We start from the raw sequence: 19,367 nt of genomic DNA, 5'->3' as shown, positions 1-19,367 counted from the left end.
AGTTCACTGAGTCGGGCGTCGGGCCCGTGCCGAGCATGTGCGCCCATACACGTTGACCCCACCCACGTAGGGAAAGAGACACGCCCTGTGCGAACCCGACGTACGCGATCCGTGCTGGTCGCCGCATCCGCCGCGCTGCTGCTCTCCGGTGGCGCTGCCATGCCCGCCGTCGCCCAGCCGCGACCGCAGCCCGTGGCGCCTGCGGCGTCCGCGGCGCCCGCGCCTTCTGCCGCTTATGCACTCACCCCGCTGACCGACCTGTTCGCCGAGCGACTGCTGATCGCCGACAAGGTGGCCGCCGCCAAGTACGGCACCGACCGGCCGATCGACGACCCCGCACGGGAGCAGAGGATCCTCGACGACGTCGCCGCTCGGGCCGTCGGGCTCGGGCTGGATCCTGCCGCGGTGGTCGCCGTCTTCGGGGACCAGATCGAGGCGAACAAGGTGGTCCAGCGCGGGCTGTACGCACGCTGGGACGCGCGTCCCGAAGAGCGGCCCACTGAGCGGCCGGACCTCGACAAGGAGATCAGGCCGGCACTCGACCGCATCACCACGCAGGTGCTCGACACGCTGGTGGCGACGGAGGACGTACGTTCCTCGCCGTCGTGCGAGCTGCGGTTGTACGGCGCTGCCGCCTGGTCGGCGTACGGCCATGAGCTGGACGTCCTGCATCTGAAGGGGATGGAGCGGGCGTTGCCTTCGGCGTGCGGACGTGCGAACGGTCAAGCGATTCCCCGGACGTGAGTGCGGTGTGTCCGCCGGACGACATCACGAATGGGGAGAGGCACCACGACGTGGACGTACGGATCGGGCTGGGGCTCGGGCTTTCCCGGGGCCCAGGCCCCGGTCCGGACCCCGGCCGGCCGGACGGATCAGCGCAGTCCGGCGAAGAGATCGTTCTCGGGCACGGCCGCACCGGTGGCGTCCTTGACGCGTACGAAGGTCTCCATGCCCATCAACTCGCCGAACCTCTCCTTGCCCATCTTGAGGAAGAAGATGTTCTCGCCCTGACTGGCGTGCGCGGCCAGCGCGTCGAACTTCTGACCGCTGAACGCGGTGGTGTCCACCCACGTGGTGATCTCGTCGTCGGGCAGGCCGATCTCGGCCATCGCGGCGGCCTCGGCAGGATCCGGCTCCGGCATGTCCTCCTGGAACTCGCGCATGGTCTCCCCGAACCGCTGCATCTGCGAGTGGGGCATCGTCGTCCAGTACACCTTCGGTGTCAGCGCGGTCCTCTCCAGCGCCGCCATCGTGATGCGGTGGGCCTGAATGTGGTCGGGGTGGCCGTAGAAGCCGTTCTCGTCGTAGGTGACGACCACATCGGGCCGGTAGTGCTCTATGAGTTCCGCGAGCCGGGCGGCGCTTTCCTCCACGGGGGTCCGCCAGAAGGATCCGGGGGCGTCGTTGCTCGGCCAGCCCGCCATCCCGGAGTCGGCGTAGTCCAGCATCTCCAGCTCGCTGATCTTCAGGACCTCACAGCTCGCCTCGAGTTCTCGGCGGCGCATCGAGGCGACGGCCGCCGGATCGTGCCCGGGATCACCCGGTTTGACACCTCCCGGCCCGTCACCGCAACCGCCGTCGGTACACGTCACGAGCACCGTGCGGATGCCTTCCGCCGCGTACCGCGCGAGGACCCCTCCGGTTCCGGTGGCCTCGTCGTCGGGGTGGGCGTGTACTGCCATCAGCGTCAAAGGCCGGTCAGTCATGAAAACAGTCCTCCTGCGGAACTACGTCTTGGTCCGAGTACGCGGCGGGCGCACCGCGACTCCTGGGCCCGGCTCCGGGTGGGGCGGACGACCTCATGGTCTCCGTACCCCCCCGCCCGTAGGCGCCGGCCCCTCGGTTGCAACCGTTCCGACAGGACCGACTGTTCCCGGCATGCCCGCTCGGCCTCCGGACGTCGGCGTCTCAACGCCAACGAGGTACAGGCGGGCACGCGAAGGGCGCGCCCGTTCGGCGTCGGCCGCCTGCCGCGGCGCTCCCGGTGATCGTCACCGAGACGGCATCGATGTCGAACGGGACAGGCGGAACGCCGAGACGAGGAAGAAGATCCCTCCGAGCGCGGCATAGCCGGCGAGGGCGGTCAGCGAGGGGTCGTCCTGTGAGGCGCTCTGGAAGAAGGCCGCGCCGGCCAGCACCGAGATGCCGCCGCTGGCGATCATGGCCCACTGTCCGCCCATCGGCCGGCGCGCGACGCCCACGAGGAGCTGGACCAGCCCGGAGAGCACTGCCCACGCGCCCCAGACGCGCAGCACGTCGGCGACGCCCGAGGTGCCGGCGACCGCGATACCGACGGCGGCGAGCGAGCTGACGGCGATGTTGGCGTACAGGCCCCTGACCGGTCCGGCGGTGCGCGCGGACCGGGCATCGACCACAGCCGCGGCCACGTCGAAGGCCGGATAGAGAACCAGCAGCAGTTGGGCCCCGAGGGTGAGGTCCGAGCCGGCCACCATCAGCAGCACGGCCCACGCGGCGGCGAAGGCGAAGCGGATGACGTACAGCCGGCGCAGGGCGGGTGTGGCGGCGACGTGCTCGGCGGAGGCGGTGGATGCCATGGGATTCTCCAGTGATTCCAGGTAGAGAGATCGTTCTCTCTCTGGCGCAGCCTGGCACACCCCTCCGGCGAAAACAAGAGAGAGCGTTCTACCCGCTACCATGGGTGGCATGACACGGACAGAAGCCGGCACAGGCACTGGCGGGCGGGTCTCGGCGGCCCGGGAGCGGCTTCTGCGGACCGCGGCGCAGCTCTTCTACGCGGAGGGCATCCACACGGTGGGCGTCGACCGCCTCGTCGCCGAGGCGAAGGTCACCAACGCCACCTTCTACCGCCACTTCCGAAGCAAGGACGACCTCGCCCTCGCCTACATCGGAAGCGTCGACCAGGCGATCCGCGGCCAGATCGGCTCTCTGATGTCCACGGACGTGCCGACCGACGCCATCCTCCGAGGCATCGGTACGTCCCTGGTCGAGCAGATCCGCTCACCCGGCTACCGCGGATGTGCCTTCCTCAACGCGGCAGCGGAATTCCCCGACCCCGGCAACCCGGTCCACCGAGCCATCGTGCAGCACCGTGAATGGTTCCTGCAGACGGTCACCACACTGTTCGCCACGATCACGGCCGAACAGGCCGAGCACGCCGGGCGGCACTTTGTCATGCTCCGCGACGGCGCGATGAGCGCCGGCTACCTCGGCGACCCCGTCCTGGCCGGCGAGACCCTGCTGCGCGGCATCGAAGGACTGCTGCGGATCCACGCCGCCCGCGGGCTCGACGAGTCCGCGGACTCCGCACCGGGCCAGACGCCTTCCGCGGTCACGGCGGTCGCCGACATCGAGTGCTCGCCATCCAACGTGTGACCCCGGGCCGCAAGGGGCGCACGGCACCTGAAACCCGATGTCAGCCCGTACCTGTGCCTGCGCGCATCCAATCCGCCGCCTCTGACAGTCGGTGTCCCAACTGGGCCGTGCACCAGGACCGGTCGCCGCACCATCACGGGTCCGCGCCAGCCGGGCCACCTACGTCGCGCGGGTTGCGTGCCGGGCCCAGGCGGGCCGAAGGGGATCGCGATGATCGAGTACGGTCGGCATCCGGTCGGCATCCGGTCGGCATCCGGTCGGCATCCGGTCGGCGGCAGGCGCCTACGTGCGTGGCTTCGACCACGAGTCGCCGATGAGCCCGTACGCCAACGACGGTGACGTCCGGCCGGGCGCGATGAAGTGGGCCACGGTCACAGATCGTCCGGGGTTCCGTCGATTGCTGGCCCGCAGCCGTCAGGAAGAGTGGCGGCGATCAATTCGTATGCCTCTTCAACGCTGTCGACCTCGCCGAGAAGGGTTTTGTCGGACTCTCGACGTACTCGGTACCCACCTTTGACCAGCGGATAGGCCGTACCGACGTCTCGTGTCCACGGCCACTGGGTGCACCGGCTCAGGTACAGAACGCCGTGGCTGACCATGGGATAGAGCTGTCGCAAGGGCAGGTGGGCGTAAGCGGTTCGGGGTACGGCCAGATCGATTTGATCGGGTCCGTAAGACAGCACAGCGGACCACTCCGCAGCCACGATCTCAGCCGCGCTCCGGGCTTCTTCATCGGGCGCCATGATATTTCCTCACCTCAAATGTTCCGGTAGACGCGACAGGTCCGGCTTTATCTCTGGAATGTCTGGCTTGGGTACGCTGACTTCCGTGTAGCCTCCCTCTTCATCGCGGGTGTACCAGTGGATTTCTTCCCACGGTCGACCAGGACGTTCGTCATCAGGGTCTCCCCAAGCGGCGGCCCCGTCGTAGTTGCGTACCGCGTAGGCGACTTCGCTCATTTCCCAGGCGGTGCCGTCGCCTCGGCCCGGGTAATTGTCCTCATGCTTGCTGTCGAATTGCGCTCCATGCTGCGCCGCTGTCTGGAACGCATCCACAATGTCCTGAGGCGAGCTCCAGTTCCCTATCTTGCCGCCGCTGCTGGGCATTCCGTCGAGCGTGATCGACAGAGTGGTACCGCGGTCCCCGACGGCATCCATCACGTTCGTCATCCATACCGGGCCACCGGGTTCCCGACCGGCGTAGTCCGGACCGTTGTAGGTGTGTGCTCCCGGGTCACTGCCGCGGGTTCGGTCGTAATCGGAGTCCGAGGGGTCGTTGCGAAGGTACCGTGCCAGCGATTCCGAAGCCCGGTCCGGTGCTATGTCCACCCCCAGCACCACACTGTGCCGGGGCTCCCCGGCCCGGTGGGGACAGCCGGCCAGCCCCAGCGGATCGATCCACCGCGTCGGGTTGTCGACGTACGTGACCGCGTTCGGGGCCGGGATCAGGCCGAGAGGGTCCGTTGAGAGGTAGCGGCCTGATTCCGGGTCGTAGTGGCGGTGGCGGTTGTAGTGGAGACCCGATTCCGGGTCGAAGTACTGGCCGGGGAAACGCAGTGGGGTGTAGGCGTCGGCGTCGCGGTTCCACGAGGTGGTGCCCCACAGAGTGGCGCGAGTGTGCCATGCCACCTGGCCCCGCTCGTCGACGAGTTCACGGGGTGTACCGATGAGGTCGGTGATGATCGCGAAGAAGCGGCGGTCGACCTCCGACTGGTCCACGAGCCGTCGTTCCACCTGGGTGACCGGCTTCACGCCGTCGTGGTCCCAGGTCAGGGCAACGGAGTCCGAGGAGCCCGCTACGGAAGTGGTCTGTTCGCAGAGGGTGTCGTTGTCCCAGGTGAAGGTCACCTCCTCGGCGACCGTCGTGCCGTCCGAGGACAGCCGCTGTTTGGCGGTGCGACGCCCCAGGGCGTCGTAGAGGTAACGCCAGCGCGTGCCGTCAGGTGTGGTGACCGACACCAGACGATCCTCGGCGTCCCAGCCGTAGCGCCAGGTGTCGGGCTTGCGGGAGAGGCGGGCCTTCTGACGTAGGACCACGCGGCCCTGTGCGTCGTGTTCGTAACGGATGCCGCCCGCCCGGCTGATGCGGGTCCCGGCGTATTCGCGTGAGCCGGTGGCGTCGTCCGCGCCCGGCCAGGTCGCCGTGGTCTGGTTCCCGGCCTCGTCGTACGCGTACCGCTCGGACCAGTTCTCCGCGGTGACACCCGTGACCCGGCCGTCTCGGGTCAGCTCCAGCCGCTTGTGCCCGCCGGTCAGTTCATCGACCGAGGTGAGGTGGCCGTCGGCGCGGTACGTGTACGAGCGGTGCTGGAGTATCTGGTCGCCGGGCGCGCGGACACGCTGGTCGGTCAGGCGGCCCGCGGGGTCGTAGGCGTGCTCCACGGTCAGCGCGTCACCGATCCGGCGGGTCGTCTCGCGACCCGTCTCGTCGAACGCGAAGACCACTTGCTGCCCCGATGCGTTCAGCTCCGCGAGCAGTCCGACGGGGAAGGACCAGGTGCTGATGGCCCCGGTAGGGGTGACCCGGCGAGTGCGGCGGCCGGTCTCGTCATAGGTGTTGCTCAGTTCGCGGCCGTCGCAGATCTCGCGGAGGATCCTGCCCGAGCTGTCGCGTACGTACGACAGTTCGGTGCCTGGGCCCGTCGCCGAGGCGAGACGGCCGTGGATGTCGTAGGTGAAGCGTGTGACCGTACCGTCGGCGTCCTTGGCGGTGACTCGGCCCGCCGTGTCGCGCGTGTAGCGGATCGTCTGGCCCAGAGCGTTCGTCCGGGACGTGAGACGCCCGCAGGCGTCGTGCGTATAGCTGAGAGAGCGGCCGTCGAAGTCAGTCTCCGAGCTGAGACGTCCCGCCGAGTCGTAGGTGTAGTCCCAGGTCAGGCGCTGGGAGTTGGTGACACGGGAAACGCGCAGCTCGGAGTCGTACGTGAACTCCTGGCGTGCGCCGTCGGGTGTGGTGCGGGCGGAGACGAGATCGAAGTGGGTGTACTCGAAGCGGGTCTCGCCGCCTGCCGCGTCGGTGTGGACGAGGCAGTTGCCCTCGCCGTCGTAGGCCCAGGACTGCTGCGCTCCGTCCGGCCCCGTACGCCGGGCAAGCCTGCCCTCGACGGTCCATTCCAGCTCGGTGATGTGGCCCTGCGGGCCGATGATCTTCACCGCGCGCCCGAAGGCATCGCGGGTGTACCGGCTGACTGTGCCGAGCGGGCCGCGGATGGCCAAGGGAAGGCCGGCTGCGTCGCAGCGCACCCGGTCCAGCGCGCCCAGGGAGTCGTCGACACCGGTGAGCTGGCCCTTCGGGCCGTGGGTGAGTCGGGTTGTGGACCCGTCCGGACGGGTGAAGAGTGTCGGATTGCCCCGGTCGTCGTACTCCTGCCGCGACGTGGTGCCGTCCGGGCCCGTGACGGCGGCGAGCTGGTTCAGGTCGTTGTACTCGACCGAGGCGGAGCTGCCGTCAGGGTGTTCGATCCGGGTGAGGTTTCCGTGATCGTCGTAGGTGTACGTGGTGGTCCGGCCGAGCGGATCCGTTCGGGAGAGGAGCCGGTCGTAGCGGTCGAAGGTGCGGTGAGTGACACCGCCCTGCGGATCCGTCTCCGCGATGGCCTGCAGTAGGCCGTTGAAGTGATGGACCTTGGTCGCGCCCAGGGAGTTGGTGTACCGGGTGACGCGGTCGCCCGTCTCCGGGTGGGTGTCGTACGCGAACGTGGACGAGAGGTAGCCGTCCGGGCCGATCGTGCGGACGACACGGCCGGCGGCGTCGTACCCGTAGCGGAACGTGGAGTCGTTGCGGTCGGTCCAGGAGGTGATGCGGGCGTCCGGGTCGTACGTGAATCGCAGCGGCAGGCCCGAGGAGTTGATGACGGCGTCGAGGTTGCCTCGGGGGTCGTAGTCGTAGCGCATGACGGTGACCGGACCGTCTGGGGTGCGCAGGGCGATCTCACGCACCCGGGCGTTCTCGACGGCCACGGTGACCCGGTAGCCCCCGGAGTGGGCGACGACCGTGGGAGTGCCGTCCGCGAGGCGCGCGAAGCTTATTCGGTTGAGGTTGCGGTCCTCGATCTCTCTGAGCCAGTACGCCGGTGACGTGTGGTACGGGCCGCCCCGGAAGGAGCGGGTGAGGCCCGAGTGCGGGTCGGTGACTCGGTAGGGGGGAACCGAAGACTGCTCCGGCGGGCCAGTTCCGCTTGTGGCGAGGGACGACGCGGCCAGTGTTGCCGCGCGGTGTGCTGACGCGAACGAGCGGTCCACCGCGGCGACGCAACTCGACGATCTCGGCCTTGAACTCGGGTGTGAACGAGCGGCGAGGGCGTGGCTGCTTCTTCGTGGCCGACGGGTCGATTGTGTCGGCCGGATGGGTAGGCTCAAAGCAGCGTGAGGCGGACCGGCAGGTAGGGGAGGTGCGGGTGCGGATCGGCGAGTTCTCCCGGCGTACGGGAGTCAGCGAACGGCTGCTGCGGTACTACGAGGAGCAGGGGTTGTTGCATCCACAGCGGCGCTCCAGCGGCTACCGCGAGTACCGCGAGGGGGATGTTGCCGCGGTGCGGCAGATCCGTGCGCTGCTGGCGGCAGGTCTGGGAACGTCCCTGATCGCCGGGGTGCTTCCATGCATGCGGGAGGACGGTGACCATCTCGTCCCCACCTGCGCCGAGATGCTTGACGACCTGCATGAGGCAAGGGATCGGATGACCCGCGCGATCGACGAACTGCGTTCGTCTCGCGACAAGTTGGATGCGGTCATCGCGTCAGCCCCCCTGCTGGCGGAGGCTTCGTAGCAACGCCCGCGCCAAGAGGCGTCCGCGGATCCGGACGCCGTGGTGGGCCCTTCCTCCCACTCTGCCGTGGAGGCGGGAACCCGGTGAGTCCTGGATCCTCGACGGTGAGGAATCCCCCGCGAGGTGCGGCTGAACGGCCCCCGGGGCTTGTGCCGGGCGTTGGGGGCGGTACCTCCGTGTCCTACCGATGGGAAGTTCGTCCGGCCGGGCCAGTTCGGCGCATGCCGGCCAGCGCCGCGGTGGCCCGGCCCCGCGCCGACTTGACCGCGCCCCTCGGTGCTCTTGGGCAGCGCGCCGCCGAGGAGTCCGCCGTGCAGTCGTTACCAGGGGGCAGCACGGCCAGACCGTACGCCTGAGCCGCGGGCAGCAGCTCCAGCTCCGGGTAGCGGACCGCGAGGTTGTCGAGGCACCGCTCGGAGAACAGCCCCCAGGGGATTGCGCCGATCAGCCGCCTCCCGCGCCGAGGCTATGTCCCAGCCCGCGAAGTCCGAGGAGCCGACGTAGCGGGCCTTGCCCTGCCGCACGAGGGTTTCCATGGTTGCCACACCTCCTCCCCGCGTGCCGCGCGGTCGACGTGGTGCATCCGCACTCCGTCGACGACGCCACCGGCGGAGGCGAGGGCCTTCTGAAAGTCGGCGCCGTCCCGTCAACGTCGCGGGTTGACTCTCACATCAATGTGAAGGTCTAGCGTCGCCGGTGCGTCACGCCTGTGGCGGGTCGAGAAGGTCCCGTGCGGGCGCGCTGTGCGACGTGCCGCAGCGCGACGTAGGGGCCCGAGCACGTCTTTCTGACGATGTGACAACTGGGAGTTCAGGGAGGAAGGCGACGTGTCCAGAGAGGCTCCGGCTCGGGCCGGACGGCGGGAGTGGATCGGTCTGGGGGTGCTGGCCCTGCCGACCATGGTGCTGTCCATGGATCTGACGGTGCTGCACCTGGCAGCGCCCAGCCTCAGCGCCGATCTCGCGCCAACCGGTGGCCAGTTGCTGTGGATCCTGGACATCTACGGATTCCTCGTGGCGGGATTCCTGATGACCATGGGCACGTTGGGCGACCGGATAGGCCGGCGCAGGCTGCTGCTCCTGGGCGCGGCGACGTTCGCCGTCGCCTCCGCGGTGGCCGCGTTCGCCCCGACGGCCGAACTGCTCATCCTGACCCGTGCCTTGCTGGGGATCGCCGGATCCACGGTGATGCCCTCGACGCTGGCGCTGCTGTCGGGCATGTTCCGCGATCCGGTCCAGCGGACCTTTGCCTTCGCGGTCTGGATGACGTGCTTCACCGCGGGTGAGGCCATCGGCCCGCTCGTGGGCGGGGCACTGCTGGAGTACTTCTGGTGGGGCTCGGTGTTCCTGATCGGCGTGCCGGTCATGGTGCTCCTGCTGGTCACCGGGCCGGTACTGCTCCCGGAGCAGCGGGAGAAGGCGACCGGACGTTTCGACGTGGCCGGTGCCGCGATGTCACTGGTGGCCGTGCTGGGCGTGGTCTACGGCGCCAAGCAGGCGGCGTCCTCGGGGCTGTCGGTGCAGGCCGGGGCATTCTTGCTGGGGGGTCTGGCGATGGGCGCGCTGTTCCTGCGCCGCCAGCGCCGGGTCGAGGAGCCGCTGGTGGATCTCGGGCTGTTCCGGCAGTCCGCGTTCAGTGCGGGACTGGCCACGCAGACCGTCGCGGTCGCGGCGATGGCGGGCTCGCAGTTGCTGGTGATGCAGTACCTGCAGTCGGTGATCGGTCTGTCCCCGTTGGCCGCCGGACTGTGGACGGTGCCATCGGTGCTGTTCGGGATCGGTGCGACGCTGCTGGCACCGCGACTGGTGCGTCGGGTGCGTCCGGCCGTCGTGATCAGTGCGGGGCTCGGCATGGCCGCCGTGGGAGCGGCGATGATCAGTGCGACCGCAGGGCAGAGCAGTCTGGCCTGGACGGTGGTCAGCTTCACGATTCTGTACACGGGCGTGACGCCGACGCTGGCGCTGACAACGGACGCGATCGTGGGTTCCGCCCCCACCGAACGGGCGGGCCTGACCTCCGGAATCTCGCAGAGCGGCGCCGAGTTGGGGCTGGCGGGCGGGATGGCGTTCTTCGGCACCATTTCCATGGTGACCTATCAGGGCCGGCTGTCCGACAGCATGCCGGACGGGCTGGCTGCCGCAGCGCGCGAGCAGGCACGGGAGACCGTGGGTGGCGCCCTGGCCGTGGCCGAGCGGCTGCCCGAGGAGGCCGGGTCGGCGCTGCGGGATTCCGCGCAAAACGCTTTCGCCGGAGGACTCCAGGCCGCCACCCTGCTCAGCGCGGTGGGCCTCGCTGCCGCGGCGCTGCTTGCGACGCTGTTCCTTCGTACGATGCCCGGCGCCACGGACGCCCCGGAAACAGCACCGCCAGAGGATGGCGGCAGCGACGTGGACACGAGCACCGGGCAGATCCGAGTGGAGTCCTCTGGAGACACAGAGGGTGCGCCCACCACGTACTGACACCGCGCCAACGGGGTCCGGCAGCCGCACGAGGTGGCCGGACCTCTTCGCGTGCCGCCCTGAATTCCTGACGGGCTACAGCTCGGCCTGGATGCACGGGCCGATGCCTGTGGACCACTTTCCCGGGAGCTGGTCGCGTACGGCGGGCTGGTCCTGTTGCTACGCCTGACCGAGCGGTGCGGCCTGTCCGGCCTCGGCCTGGTCGGTGGGCTGGTGGATCTGCCGGCGTCGGCCAACGGCACCGGGACCTTCCTGGCGACGAAGGTGATGGGCCTGGTCGCGGGGGCGGCGGCGGGCACGGACAGCATCGACGACATGGACCGGCTGTGACACACGGGCGGGAAATGGTCTAGATAACACCGAAGCCCCGGGCCGTCGGCCTGGGGCTTTCAAATGGAGCGGGTGACGAGAATCGAACTCGCGCTCTGAGCTTGGGAATCACCCGGTACTGCGTAGGCGTGCTCGCCTCTGACCTGGGAAACGCGTCTCTGGGGAGCGTGCCGCAGTCGCCTCGTTCCGGCCCCAGCTGACCGCTGCTCACCGTCCCGACTGGCGCGTAGTGGCACGCCCATCCCCGGGTGGTCGGCTGAGACGCCGGTGGTCGGCCGAGAGCTGAGAGCTGAGCGGGAGCGGTGGCGTTCGGTACGGCCGCAGACCCCGGTACGGCAGCGGGGCCCGGACCGTGCGTCGAGGTCCTGGCCCTGCCCCGTACGGCGCCGCCCTGCGACAGGGTGCGTCAGCTCTGTGCGGTGTCGTCGCCCGTCTGCCCGGCGCCCTCGGCTGCGGCTGCCTTCTCGCGGATCTTGCGCACCAGCTCCGCCTTCCGGTCGGCGGCGCCCTGGCGGTCGAGGTTGCGGTGCGGACCGTTGTTCTGCCGTTCCGCGCGGGACAGCCTCTTGCGCTGGCCGCCGCCCATGCCCACAGGGTTGTTGATGTTCTTGCTCACGGTCATAGGTTCTCCCGGAATGATGTGAAGTGATCTACGAATTCATCGGTGGGGGACGGGCGCGGTGACGTCGAGGGACGTCAGCAGGGCCCCAGCACGCTCTCACTCGTAGATCGGCGTCCTGGCCTTCGGTCGAGTATGCGCCGTGCACGGACATGCTGGTCACGTATCAGTGCAAGGGCGAGACATCGATGAGGGCGAGACATCGATCCCGAACTCCCCGATCACCCGCGCCCCGATCGCCCGCACCCCGACCGTGCCCGCCATGGTCTCCAGCTGCGGGGCAATCGCGTCCAGCGCCCGGCCACCTACGGCAGGAACCCTTGTACCGCTCGGCAAGAGCATCCCGGATGTCGAGCGGCTTTCCGGCCTTCGGCGCGTGACGATCCCCGGGGCGGGTGCCCGGCCGGGCCGCGGGACGGCCGGCGCGAGGCACGCGCTGGTAAGGTTGGGTCACGCTTGCAGAGAGCCTGGGCCCGTGCCGGACAAGGTACGGGCCCCGGTCCGTTCAGGGCGCCGAAACGAGGAACCCCCAATGAAGGCGAAGCAGTCGGACTCCGGTCGCTCCGGACCCGGCAGGTCCGACCAGGGGAGGGCCCCGCGGGGCGAACTCTCGGTGCCGGGGACACTGGCGCCTGGCCTCCCACCGGCCGGCTCCTTCGCGGAGCTGGAACTGCCCGTCGAGCTGATGGGGGTGCTGGCGGGGCTCGGGATACGGGAGCCATTCCCGATCCAGGCGGCCACCCTGCCGAGCGCGCTGGCCGGCCGGGATGTCCTCGGCCGCGCGCGGACCGGCTCGGGAAAGACCCTCGCTTTCGGGCTTGCGCTCCTCGCACGTACGGCGGGCCGACGCGCCGAACCGAAGCGCCCTCTCGCGCTGGTCCTGGTGCCGACGAGGGAACTCGCGCAGCAGGTGAGCGAGGCGCTGGCTCCCTACGCGGAGGCGCTCGGGCTACGCTCGGTGACTGTGGTCGGCGGGCTGGCGATCGGCCGGCAGGCGGCGGCTCTCCGGGCGGGTGCCGAGGTCGTGGTGGCGACGCCGGGACGGCTGGCCGATCTCGTGGCCCGGCGGGACTGTCACCTGGACCGGGTGCGGATCGCGGTGCTGGACGAGGCGGACCAGATGTGCGACATGGGTTTCCTGCCGCAGGTCTCGGAGACCCTGGACCGGACGCCCGCCGGCGGGCAGCGGATGCTGTTCTCCGCGACGCTCGACCGCAACGTCGATCAACTGGTCAGGCAATATCTGAATGAGCCGGTGTTCGCCGCGGTCGATCGGGCGAAGGGCTCGGTCACGACGATGGAGCACCACGTACTGAACGTGCATCCCGCCGACAAGTACATGACAGCCACCGAGATCGCGGCTCGGGACGGGCGGGTGCTGATGTTCCTGGACACCAAGCACGGCGTGGACCAGTTCACCCGCCACTTGCGGAGCAGCGGCATACGGGCGGGTGCTCTGCACAGCGGGAAGTCGCAGCCGCAGCGCACGCACACGCTGGCCCAGTTCAAGGACGGGGAGATCACGGTGTTGGTGGCCACCAACGTCGCTGCCCGTGGCATCGACGTTGAGCGCCTGGACCTCGTCGTCAACGTGGATCCGCCCTCCGACCCCAAGGACTACCTCCACCGCGGCGGGCGCACCGCGCGTGCCGGGGAGTCCGGCAGCGTGGTCACGCTGGTCACGCCCGGCCAGCGCCGGGACGTGAACCGGATGATGTCGGATGCCGGGATCCGGCCCACGGTCGCTCAGGTTCGTTCCGGCGAGGAGAGGCTGACCAGCATCACAGGCGCGAAGCGCCCGCCGGTGCAGGACGGGGCGAAGACCGGCAACGCGGCGTTCCGGGGTCTGGGCACCCGCACGGGCCGCCCGCCGAAGGAATCCCGCAAGGCCGCGGAGGCGCGCACGATGGCGGAGGCCCGCAAGGCCGCCCGAGCGCGCAGGGGCCACTGACGAGCGGTACGGCCGTCGCGGTCGGGAGACACAAGGAAGCACCCACTGCCTCACATCGACTGGAGCGTCAAGGAGTGCCGATGGCGAACAGGGTCCAACGGCCCCATGAGGAAGCCGAGTTCGAGTTCATCCTGGCGAGGGCGGACGTGCCGGTGCTCGCGTACTTCCACGGGGTGTGGCCCAAGGCCGCGGCAGCATGCAAGGAAATGGATGCCCTGGTGCGGGAGGTGGCCGACGTCTATCAGGGCCGACTGATCGTCGTGCGGGCCGACATCGCAAGGTGCCCCGGCCCCGTACGGCGGTACGGCGTCACCGGCGCGCCCTCCTTCGTGCTGATCGATCGGACCGAGGCGTTGGCGGCCGGGAGCGGTCCGATGTCCAGGACAGCGCTCGGGGAGTTCCTGGACGCCCACCTGTGAGCAGGCCGCATACCGGTCGGCGAGGTTGTGCCCGCAGCGACCGGACCGGGCACTCTCTCGAATTAGGACCTCACCACGATTCAACCGACGTCACGAGTTCACGTTCAGTGGCGGACGGGCCCGTGACCGCGACTTCCGGCTGCTGCCCGTCGGCGCCGGTCCTCGGTGCGGGGGAGCCGAAATCCAGGGCTGGCAACTCCGCCATGAAATGAGGGTTGACGTGACGTGGCGTCAACCCCCGAACCCGGCGCATTGCCACGTAGAGTGCTCGGTTCTGTCTGCCCGACGGGGCTGGAGCGACCCCAAAGTAGCTTCCAGCAGCGGTGTTGGGTGCCGGCGGATGCTTGTGCCGCGATCAACAGTCGCGACGTTCAGTGATTTCGGAACGGCCGAAGGCGTGGCACACGTCACGCAAAGTCGATCTCAGGATTCAAGGATGCGCTCGAAGGGACACTCGGCAGGTCTCCGAGACTCGCGTCGTTGCGGCGATTGACCGCCAGGCGTGGTGCACAAGTGGTGCGTGGTCTTCGAATTGGACTAGACAACAAACAACCCCCGGGTCGCTGACCTGGGGGTCTGTCGTGGAGCGGCCGTCGCGCGCACGCCGCGCTCCTGCCCTCCCACGAGAAGCTGTTGGCGAATCCGTTGAAGCACAGAGCGGCCCCATGAGCACCATTGTGATCATGGGGCCGCTCTGCGTTGTTCTGGAGCGACTCCACTCACGTCCTGGCGGCGATCCGTGGGCTCAACCGGCTGGAGCTGATCGCCGAGACGCTGCGCGCGGTGTTGAACGCCGTCGCCAGGAACGGCCTGTCACCCCCGAGCGAATTGAACGATAATCTGCGGAGATTGGCGACTTCTCGACAGATCACAAGTAAACGGATTCGTCTCTGCGCTCCGGGCATACCACTGAAGAACATTCGGGTCGCTAGTTGACGGGAAGACCATGAAGAACCGCCGTATCACCGGCAAGCTCCTCACCACTATCACGGCGCTCTCCCTGGCGACGCTTTCTCTCGCCACAGAGGCTGCCCAAGCAGCCGCACAGACCGCCCCAGAATTGGTCCTCACCTGCACGAAGAGCTACCCGGACGCGTCGACCGGGAAGGTGGACTGCACCAACAGCACCGATCGGACAATCGAATTCCGGGCAGTCGCCTCGTGCCCTGGAGAAGTTGGAATCGGCTACTGGGTGACGGTGCGTCCGGGCGAACGCGGCTCCTCGTCAGCAGAATGCCTTGTCGTCGAGGACGTCTACTGGGAAGAACGCTGACGGTCGAGAGTACTCAGTTCGGGGAACCGCACCCCGGGCATACCACTGAAGAACATTCAGGCCACTAGTTGACGGGAAGACCATGAAGAACCGCCGTATCACCGGAAAGCTCCTCACCACCGCCGCTGCAATGTTCCTGGCCGCGCTTCCCTTAGCTACGGGAAGCGCCCAAGCAGCCACAGAGGCCGCCCCTGAATTGGCTCTTACGTGCACGAAGAGTGCTGTCGGGAGTTGGTTCGGCACGGTGGACTGCATCAACAACACGGATCGGACAATCGAATTCCGGGCAGTCGCCACGTGCTATACGGAAAGCGGAATCGGGGCCTGGGTGACGCTGCGACCGGGCGAAAAAGGCTCCTCAAGGGCGGAATGCAACATCGTCTTCGACCTGTGGTGGCAGGAACGCTGAAGCTGATGCAGGCCCGGACGCACAGATAAAGATTTCGACGTTCGCCCCGTACGACAACGTCGGCCTTCAGGGGCACAACCGGCTCTTGAAGGACGACTCGCGCCCGGCCCCGAATTAACCAACGGTTTCGGCCTTCACGGGCTGGGCAGGGGGCGTTTCCTGTGCTCAGGTCTACTTGTCGGGCTCGCAGGTGTAGAAGATCACCGGTGCTCCGTCCGGGACATCGGTCCCTGTTGAGGCCCGGATCTGCTTACACGCGTCCGCGTAGGCGACCTCATACCTCCGCTGTCCCATGGTCACCTCAGACGCGTGCAGGGTGCTGTCCACCGACACCAAGCCAGCGCCCTGTGTCGATCGTGGTCACGTAGAAGTACTTCGTCATGGTCATGAGCCCGAGAGTGGCGAAGGGCCCGCCCGGTGTCTGGTCCTGCGGCACACACCACACGTGAGTGGTACCGCGCGCCGCGCCTCTGCTCTCCCACGGGAGGGCAGAGGCGCATCGGTCATGCCCAGGACATGGCGGTCGGCTTGGCCGGTGCGGCGCTGGGTGGGGATGAGGGTGCCGTCGGCCAGGACGACCTCCCCGCACCGGTTCGCGATCTTCCGGGGCGGCAGCGCTCGCCCGCGGGAACCTATCGCCTTCAGGTGGCCCCTGAGCAGGTCGGCGAGGTGGTTAACGGTCCGCGTGGACAACGACAGGCGGCACTGGTGGACAAGCGAAACGGTGCCCTCGGCGGACGCTCTGGTTTTGGGCACACGATTTCAACGGCCGCCGGGGGCAACCTGGTTACGGCCGCTGTTCCGGCACCGGGGGCGGCGTGTTCGCCGGTCACGGGCGGACGGTGAACTTTCCGTCGGGCCGCTTGTGCAGCCGGCCCCGGCCAGCCAGTCTGGACAGCCTTCCGCGTAGCGGCTCCAGCATGCCCCACTGCCCCGACCTCCAGCCCCAGTTCCTCGCCGACCTGCCGGACGTGACCGGACCGCCGGCCTGCCGCACGACGGTGAGAATGCGCTGGTACTCCGGCGGCAGCGCCGTCTCCTCCGCGCCCGGCTCGCGGTGCGGGACCATCAGCACCGCTCTCCCGCCCACTTGTGCGGACACCGGCGCAGCCGCGGCACGGTCTTGGGCGACCTGCTCGCTCACCACTCCAGGACCCCTATCGTCACGTCGAGTTCGTCCCGCTCGGCCGGTGTCCCTTCCATCTGTTTGACCGGCTGTTCTTCCTGCCCGTCCAGCTCCGCGCGTCGCGCGGCGATCCATTCCAGGGTCTCGGGGGCCCGCCATGGACCGGATCGCAGAAGGCGTACCGGCCACGGCGGGCAAGAACCGGCGAAACCGGCCCGCCAGACGATCTACACCACAGACTCCGGCCCAGACCAGCACGAGCACGCCGACCAAACGTCACACCGGCCCCGCTGAAGCAGCTCAAATCAAGTTGGCGGAGGCTCACCGGAGAGCCGGGTGCGGTCAAAACCGTCTGCCCGGTTCGGGAAGGGGCAGTCGAAAAGGGACCCGAGCCACGGGCACCTCGTCGGCGGCCTATTTCACTTGCAGCGGTGAGGGCTGGAAACGGAGCGTCAGCTACCGCGCCAGCCCCCGGCCCTACCCGTTTGAAGGACAGCAAAGCCCCCGGTCAGCGGGGCGTCATCGCTGGGCGATGGGGAGGGCTGCTGAGGTCAGGTGGGCCAGCTCGTTGTGCCCGTACTCGTTGGGGTGGGCCGCGCCCCACAAGGCATAGTCGGGGTTGGTCTTGGGGGCAGGGACGGGCCAGATCCACCGGTTGGGGGACGCGGGCTGGCAGGGCTCGTGCCCCTTGAAGTGGTCGTAGGTGTTGACGTAGGTGACAGCGAAGCTGGGCTCTTTCGCGGCCAGCCCGGTCACGGTGTCCTCGACGCTTGCGTTGAACGCTTCGAACTTGCCCCGCAGCCACGCGAGGTCACCGTGGGAGACCGGCCCGAGTCCGTTCCTCAGGAAGGGGATGGGATCGGTGTAGAAGTTGCACCGCGTCACGTCCTGGGGGATGACCGCGGGATAGCCGACGACCGCTACCTGGGCCTGCGGAGCCCGCTTGTGGATTTCCAGCAGGGCCTTCCGGATTTCCTCCTGTGCACCTGGGATGTCGAACTGGTAGTTCCTCTCGCCGTTTTCGGAGCGGTCCTTGCACGAGGTGCCCTGGGGGTCGTTGCCCCTGCCGGTGCCGCCGAAGTCGCGGTCGGTCCCGTCATTGATGCAGGTGAGGAAGGTGTTGCTGACTCCGCTGTCGTTGCCTCCCATCTGAAATGTCACGTACTTCGTCCCGGCGTCGACCTCGTCGATCATCGCCGCGGTTCGCCCGCCGTCGATGGACTCCCAGAAGCCGCCTCGTCCGGACCCCCAGACACCCTTCTTGAGGGTCGCCCCGTTGCAGGAGGTGTCGGTGATGTCCCAGCCCTTGGCCTCGGCCAGCTGATGGGGATAGTTCCTCAGAGACCGTCCGCCGCAGGCTTCGTCGGTCGGGTCGAGCGGCTCGATGGACCCGCCGGCGGCGAACGAGTCACCGATCGCCACGTACTTGGGATCGGCCGCGGACGCCGCGCGCACCGGATGGGACTGCGGTACGGCGACCGCGGCAGACAGCCCCACGCCGAGCAGGGACGCGGCGGCCGCAACGATCGCCGAACTGCGCAGCAGACGGCGTGACGAACCTCGACCGGGCAAGATGACCTCCTCGTTGGTGCCCCCACCTCAAGGCAGGTAGGGACTCCGACGAATACTCACCAAACTCTCAGGTAAGAGGCAAATCGGTACACCATATGGGTGACGGGGATGTTCGAGTTTCCGCAAAGTCTCGATCGGCAAGCCTCTGGCAGTCATCGGCGAACTGGTCGACGAGGGAGTCCAGCTCCTGGCGCGGCATGCCGGTCAGGGCCGGATCGACAGCGCAAGCCGCTGAATCGGGCGAAGACGTCGGTCAACAAGCTGATCGCCAGTGAACGGGCGGTGCGCGAGCGGACTGGGCAGAGGCCAGTTTCCTGCGTGGAAAGCACGTTTGGGTGATCTCTCGCCGCAGTAACGATCCGCCAGCCGGACCGTCGCGAGCGTGATCAGGATGATTCTGCAACTGCGGCGTACGACCGTCCTCGCCGTGTCAACCCTCCTCGCGCCTCGCCCTCGCTGCGGCTCCCGCCCCCGCTCACACGCCGCCCCTCTCGCCACCGTCAGCCCGGTCCATGCCGGAGCCGGTGGACGCAGCGACCGCCCGCACTCAACTCGCCCAGCTCACCGTCACCGAAGAGGTCACACCGCCCGGCTACAGCCGAACAAGATTTCCGCACTGGGCCACCCAGCACGGCACCTGCGACACCCGCGAGGTCGTGCTCCAACGCGACGGCCAGGACGTCGTCCAGGATGCCGCGTGCCGAGCGGCCGGTACCTGGTACTGGCCGTACGACGGCGCCAGCTGGACCGACGCGACCGACCTCGACATCGATCATGTGGTGCCGCTCAAGGAGGGGTGGTGCTCCGGTGCGGACAGCTGGACCACGGCGCAGCGCCGGGCCTCGCGAACGACCTGACCTGTCCGCAGCTCATCGCCGTCACGGACAATGTGAACCAGGCCAAGGGCGACAAGGACCCGGGAAGTGGATGGTTCTGCTGGCCTCGTACCGGTGCACGTACAGCCGCGCCTGGGTGCAGGTGAAGCACTTCTACAACCTGAGCATCGACTCTGCGGAGAAGACCGCGCTCCAGAGCGCCCTGCACAACTGCTGAGCCTGTCACCCACCGCGCGGAAGCCGCACACAAGGCG

General features: G+C 68.5%; 16 protein-coding genes and 2 pseudogenes. 10 read left to right on the top strand and 8 right to left on the bottom strand.

Annotation, left to right across the window (positions count from 1 at the left end; genetic code table 11):
- The first annotated feature begins 87 nt into the window (after window positions 1-87).
- On the top strand, window positions 88-744 hold the full coding sequence (locus ACIOGX_RS12180) for a chorismate mutase (RefSeq protein WP_401912440.1): 657 nt from the start codon (window positions 88-90) through the stop codon (window positions 742-744).
- Between the two features lie 128 nt (window positions 745-872).
- On the opposite strand, the gene ACIOGX_RS12175 is transcribed toward ACIOGX_RS12180, so the two are convergent.
- Complete coding sequence (locus tag ACIOGX_RS12175) at window positions 873-1,706, bottom strand: PIG-L family deacetylase (protein WP_383961967.1); 834 nt, start codon at window positions 1,704-1,706, stop codon at window positions 873-875.
- 285 nt (window positions 1,707-1,991) lie between these two features.
- A complete protein-coding gene (locus ACIOGX_RS12170; protein ID WP_401912436.1) occupies window positions 1,992-2,555 on the bottom strand; it encodes a hypothetical protein in 564 nt (187 codons plus the stop codon).
- Window positions 2,556-2,655: 100 nt separating this feature from the next.
- On the opposite strand from ACIOGX_RS12170, the gene ACIOGX_RS12165 reads away from it, so the two are divergent.
- On the top strand, window positions 2,656-3,354 hold the full coding sequence (locus ACIOGX_RS12165) for a TetR/AcrR family transcriptional regulator (RefSeq protein ID WP_401912434.1): 699 nt from the start codon (window positions 2,656-2,658) through the stop codon (window positions 3,352-3,354).
- Window positions 3,355-3,725: 371 nt separating this feature from the next.
- Here the strand turns inward: ACIOGX_RS12165 and ACIOGX_RS12160 are convergent, their stop codons facing one another.
- Both ACIOGX_RS12160 and ACIOGX_RS12155 read right to left on the bottom strand, forming a co-directional pair.
- Complete coding sequence (locus ACIOGX_RS12160) at window positions 3,726-4,097, bottom strand: DUF6193 family natural product biosynthesis protein (RefSeq protein WP_387020563.1); 372 nt, start codon at window positions 4,095-4,097, stop codon at window positions 3,726-3,728.
- Window positions 4,098-4,106: 9 nt separating this feature from the next.
- Window positions 4,107-7,493: pseudogene (locus ACIOGX_RS12155) on the bottom strand (RHS repeat-associated core domain-containing protein); the annotation flags it as partial.
- Between the two features lie 257 nt (window positions 7,494-7,750).
- On the opposite strand from ACIOGX_RS12155, the gene ACIOGX_RS12150 reads away from it, so the two are divergent.
- The 3 genes from ACIOGX_RS12150 (at window position 7,751) to ACIOGX_RS12140 (ending at window position 10,908) form a co-directional block, all read left to right on the top strand.
- On the top strand, window positions 7,751-8,119 hold the full coding sequence (locus ACIOGX_RS12150; protein WP_384773083.1) for a MerR family transcriptional regulator: 369 nt from the start codon (window positions 7,751-7,753) through the stop codon (window positions 8,117-8,119).
- Between the two features lie 827 nt (window positions 8,120-8,946).
- The gene (locus ACIOGX_RS12145) at window positions 8,947-10,578 is read left to right on the top strand and encodes an MFS transporter (RefSeq protein WP_401912431.1); all 1,632 of its coding nucleotides are present in this window, start codon (window positions 8,947-8,949) and stop codon (window positions 10,576-10,578) included.
- Between the two features lie 156 nt (window positions 10,579-10,734).
- The gene (locus ACIOGX_RS12140; protein ID WP_401912428.1) at window positions 10,735-10,908 is read left to right on the top strand and encodes a hypothetical protein; all 174 of its coding nucleotides are present in this window, start codon (window positions 10,735-10,737) and stop codon (window positions 10,906-10,908) included.
- Window positions 10,909-11,314: 406 nt separating this feature from the next.
- Here the strand turns inward: ACIOGX_RS12140 and ACIOGX_RS12135 are convergent, their stop codons facing one another.
- Window positions 11,315-11,530: a DUF6243 family protein gene (locus ACIOGX_RS12135; protein ID WP_356515210.1), complete on the bottom strand. Its 216-nt coding sequence runs from the start codon at window positions 11,528-11,530 to the stop codon at window positions 11,315-11,317.
- A 529-nt stretch (window positions 11,531-12,059) separates the two neighbouring features.
- On the opposite strand from ACIOGX_RS12135, the gene ACIOGX_RS12130 reads away from it, so the two are divergent.
- From ACIOGX_RS12130 to ACIOGX_RS12115, 4 genes are all read left to right on the top strand, one after another.
- Window positions 12,060-13,478, top strand: coding sequence for a DEAD/DEAH box helicase (locus ACIOGX_RS12130; protein ID WP_401912425.1), 1,419 nt, complete (start codon window positions 12,060-12,062; stop codon window positions 13,476-13,478).
- An 80-nt stretch (window positions 13,479-13,558) separates the two neighbouring features.
- On the top strand, window positions 13,559-13,897 hold the full coding sequence (locus ACIOGX_RS12125; protein WP_401912423.1) for a thioredoxin family protein: 339 nt from the start codon (window positions 13,559-13,561) through the stop codon (window positions 13,895-13,897).
- Window positions 13,898-14,843: 946 nt separating this feature from the next.
- Window positions 14,844-15,170: a hypothetical protein gene (locus ACIOGX_RS12120; protein WP_401912420.1), complete on the top strand. Its 327-nt coding sequence runs from the start codon at window positions 14,844-14,846 to the stop codon at window positions 15,168-15,170.
- 82 nt (window positions 15,171-15,252) lie between these two features.
- A complete protein-coding gene (locus tag ACIOGX_RS12115) occupies window positions 15,253-15,579 on the top strand; it encodes a hypothetical protein (RefSeq protein WP_401912417.1) in 327 nt (108 codons plus the stop codon).
- Window positions 15,580-15,750: 171 nt separating this feature from the next.
- On the opposite strand, the gene ACIOGX_RS12110 is transcribed toward ACIOGX_RS12115, so the two are convergent.
- The 3 genes from ACIOGX_RS12110 to ACIOGX_RS12100 all read right to left on the bottom strand — a co-directional run bounded on the left by ACIOGX_RS12110 (window position 15,751) and on the right by ACIOGX_RS12100 (window position 18,277).
- Window positions 15,751-15,873 carry a hypothetical protein gene (locus ACIOGX_RS12110; protein ID WP_401912414.1) on the bottom strand — a complete coding sequence of 41 codons (123 nt, stop codon included), beginning with the start codon at window positions 15,871-15,873 and terminating at the stop codon, window positions 15,751-15,753.
- 535 nt (window positions 15,874-16,408) lie between these two features.
- Window positions 16,409-16,681, bottom strand: a complete 273-nt coding sequence (locus ACIOGX_RS12105; protein ID WP_401912412.1) for a hypothetical protein — start codon at window positions 16,679-16,681, stop codon at window positions 16,409-16,411.
- Between the two features lie 543 nt (window positions 16,682-17,224).
- Window positions 17,225-18,277: an SGNH/GDSL hydrolase family protein gene (locus ACIOGX_RS12100; protein WP_401912409.1), complete on the bottom strand. Its 1,053-nt coding sequence runs from the start codon at window positions 18,275-18,277 to the stop codon at window positions 17,225-17,227.
- A gap of 512 nt (window positions 18,278-18,789) precedes the next feature.
- On the opposite strand from ACIOGX_RS12100, the pseudogene ACIOGX_RS12095 reads away from it, so the two are divergent.
- A pseudogene (locus tag ACIOGX_RS12095) lies at window positions 18,790-19,330 on the top strand (HNH endonuclease family protein).
- Window positions 19,331-19,367 lie beyond the last annotated feature (37 nt).

This window comes from Streptomyces sp. NPDC088147, from assembly GCF_044741565.1.
GTDB lineage: Bacteria > Actinomycetota > Actinomycetes > Streptomycetales > Streptomycetaceae > Streptomyces.
Note: the sequence above shows the minus strand (reverse complement) of the source record. Positions and strands in the feature narration are given on the sequence as shown.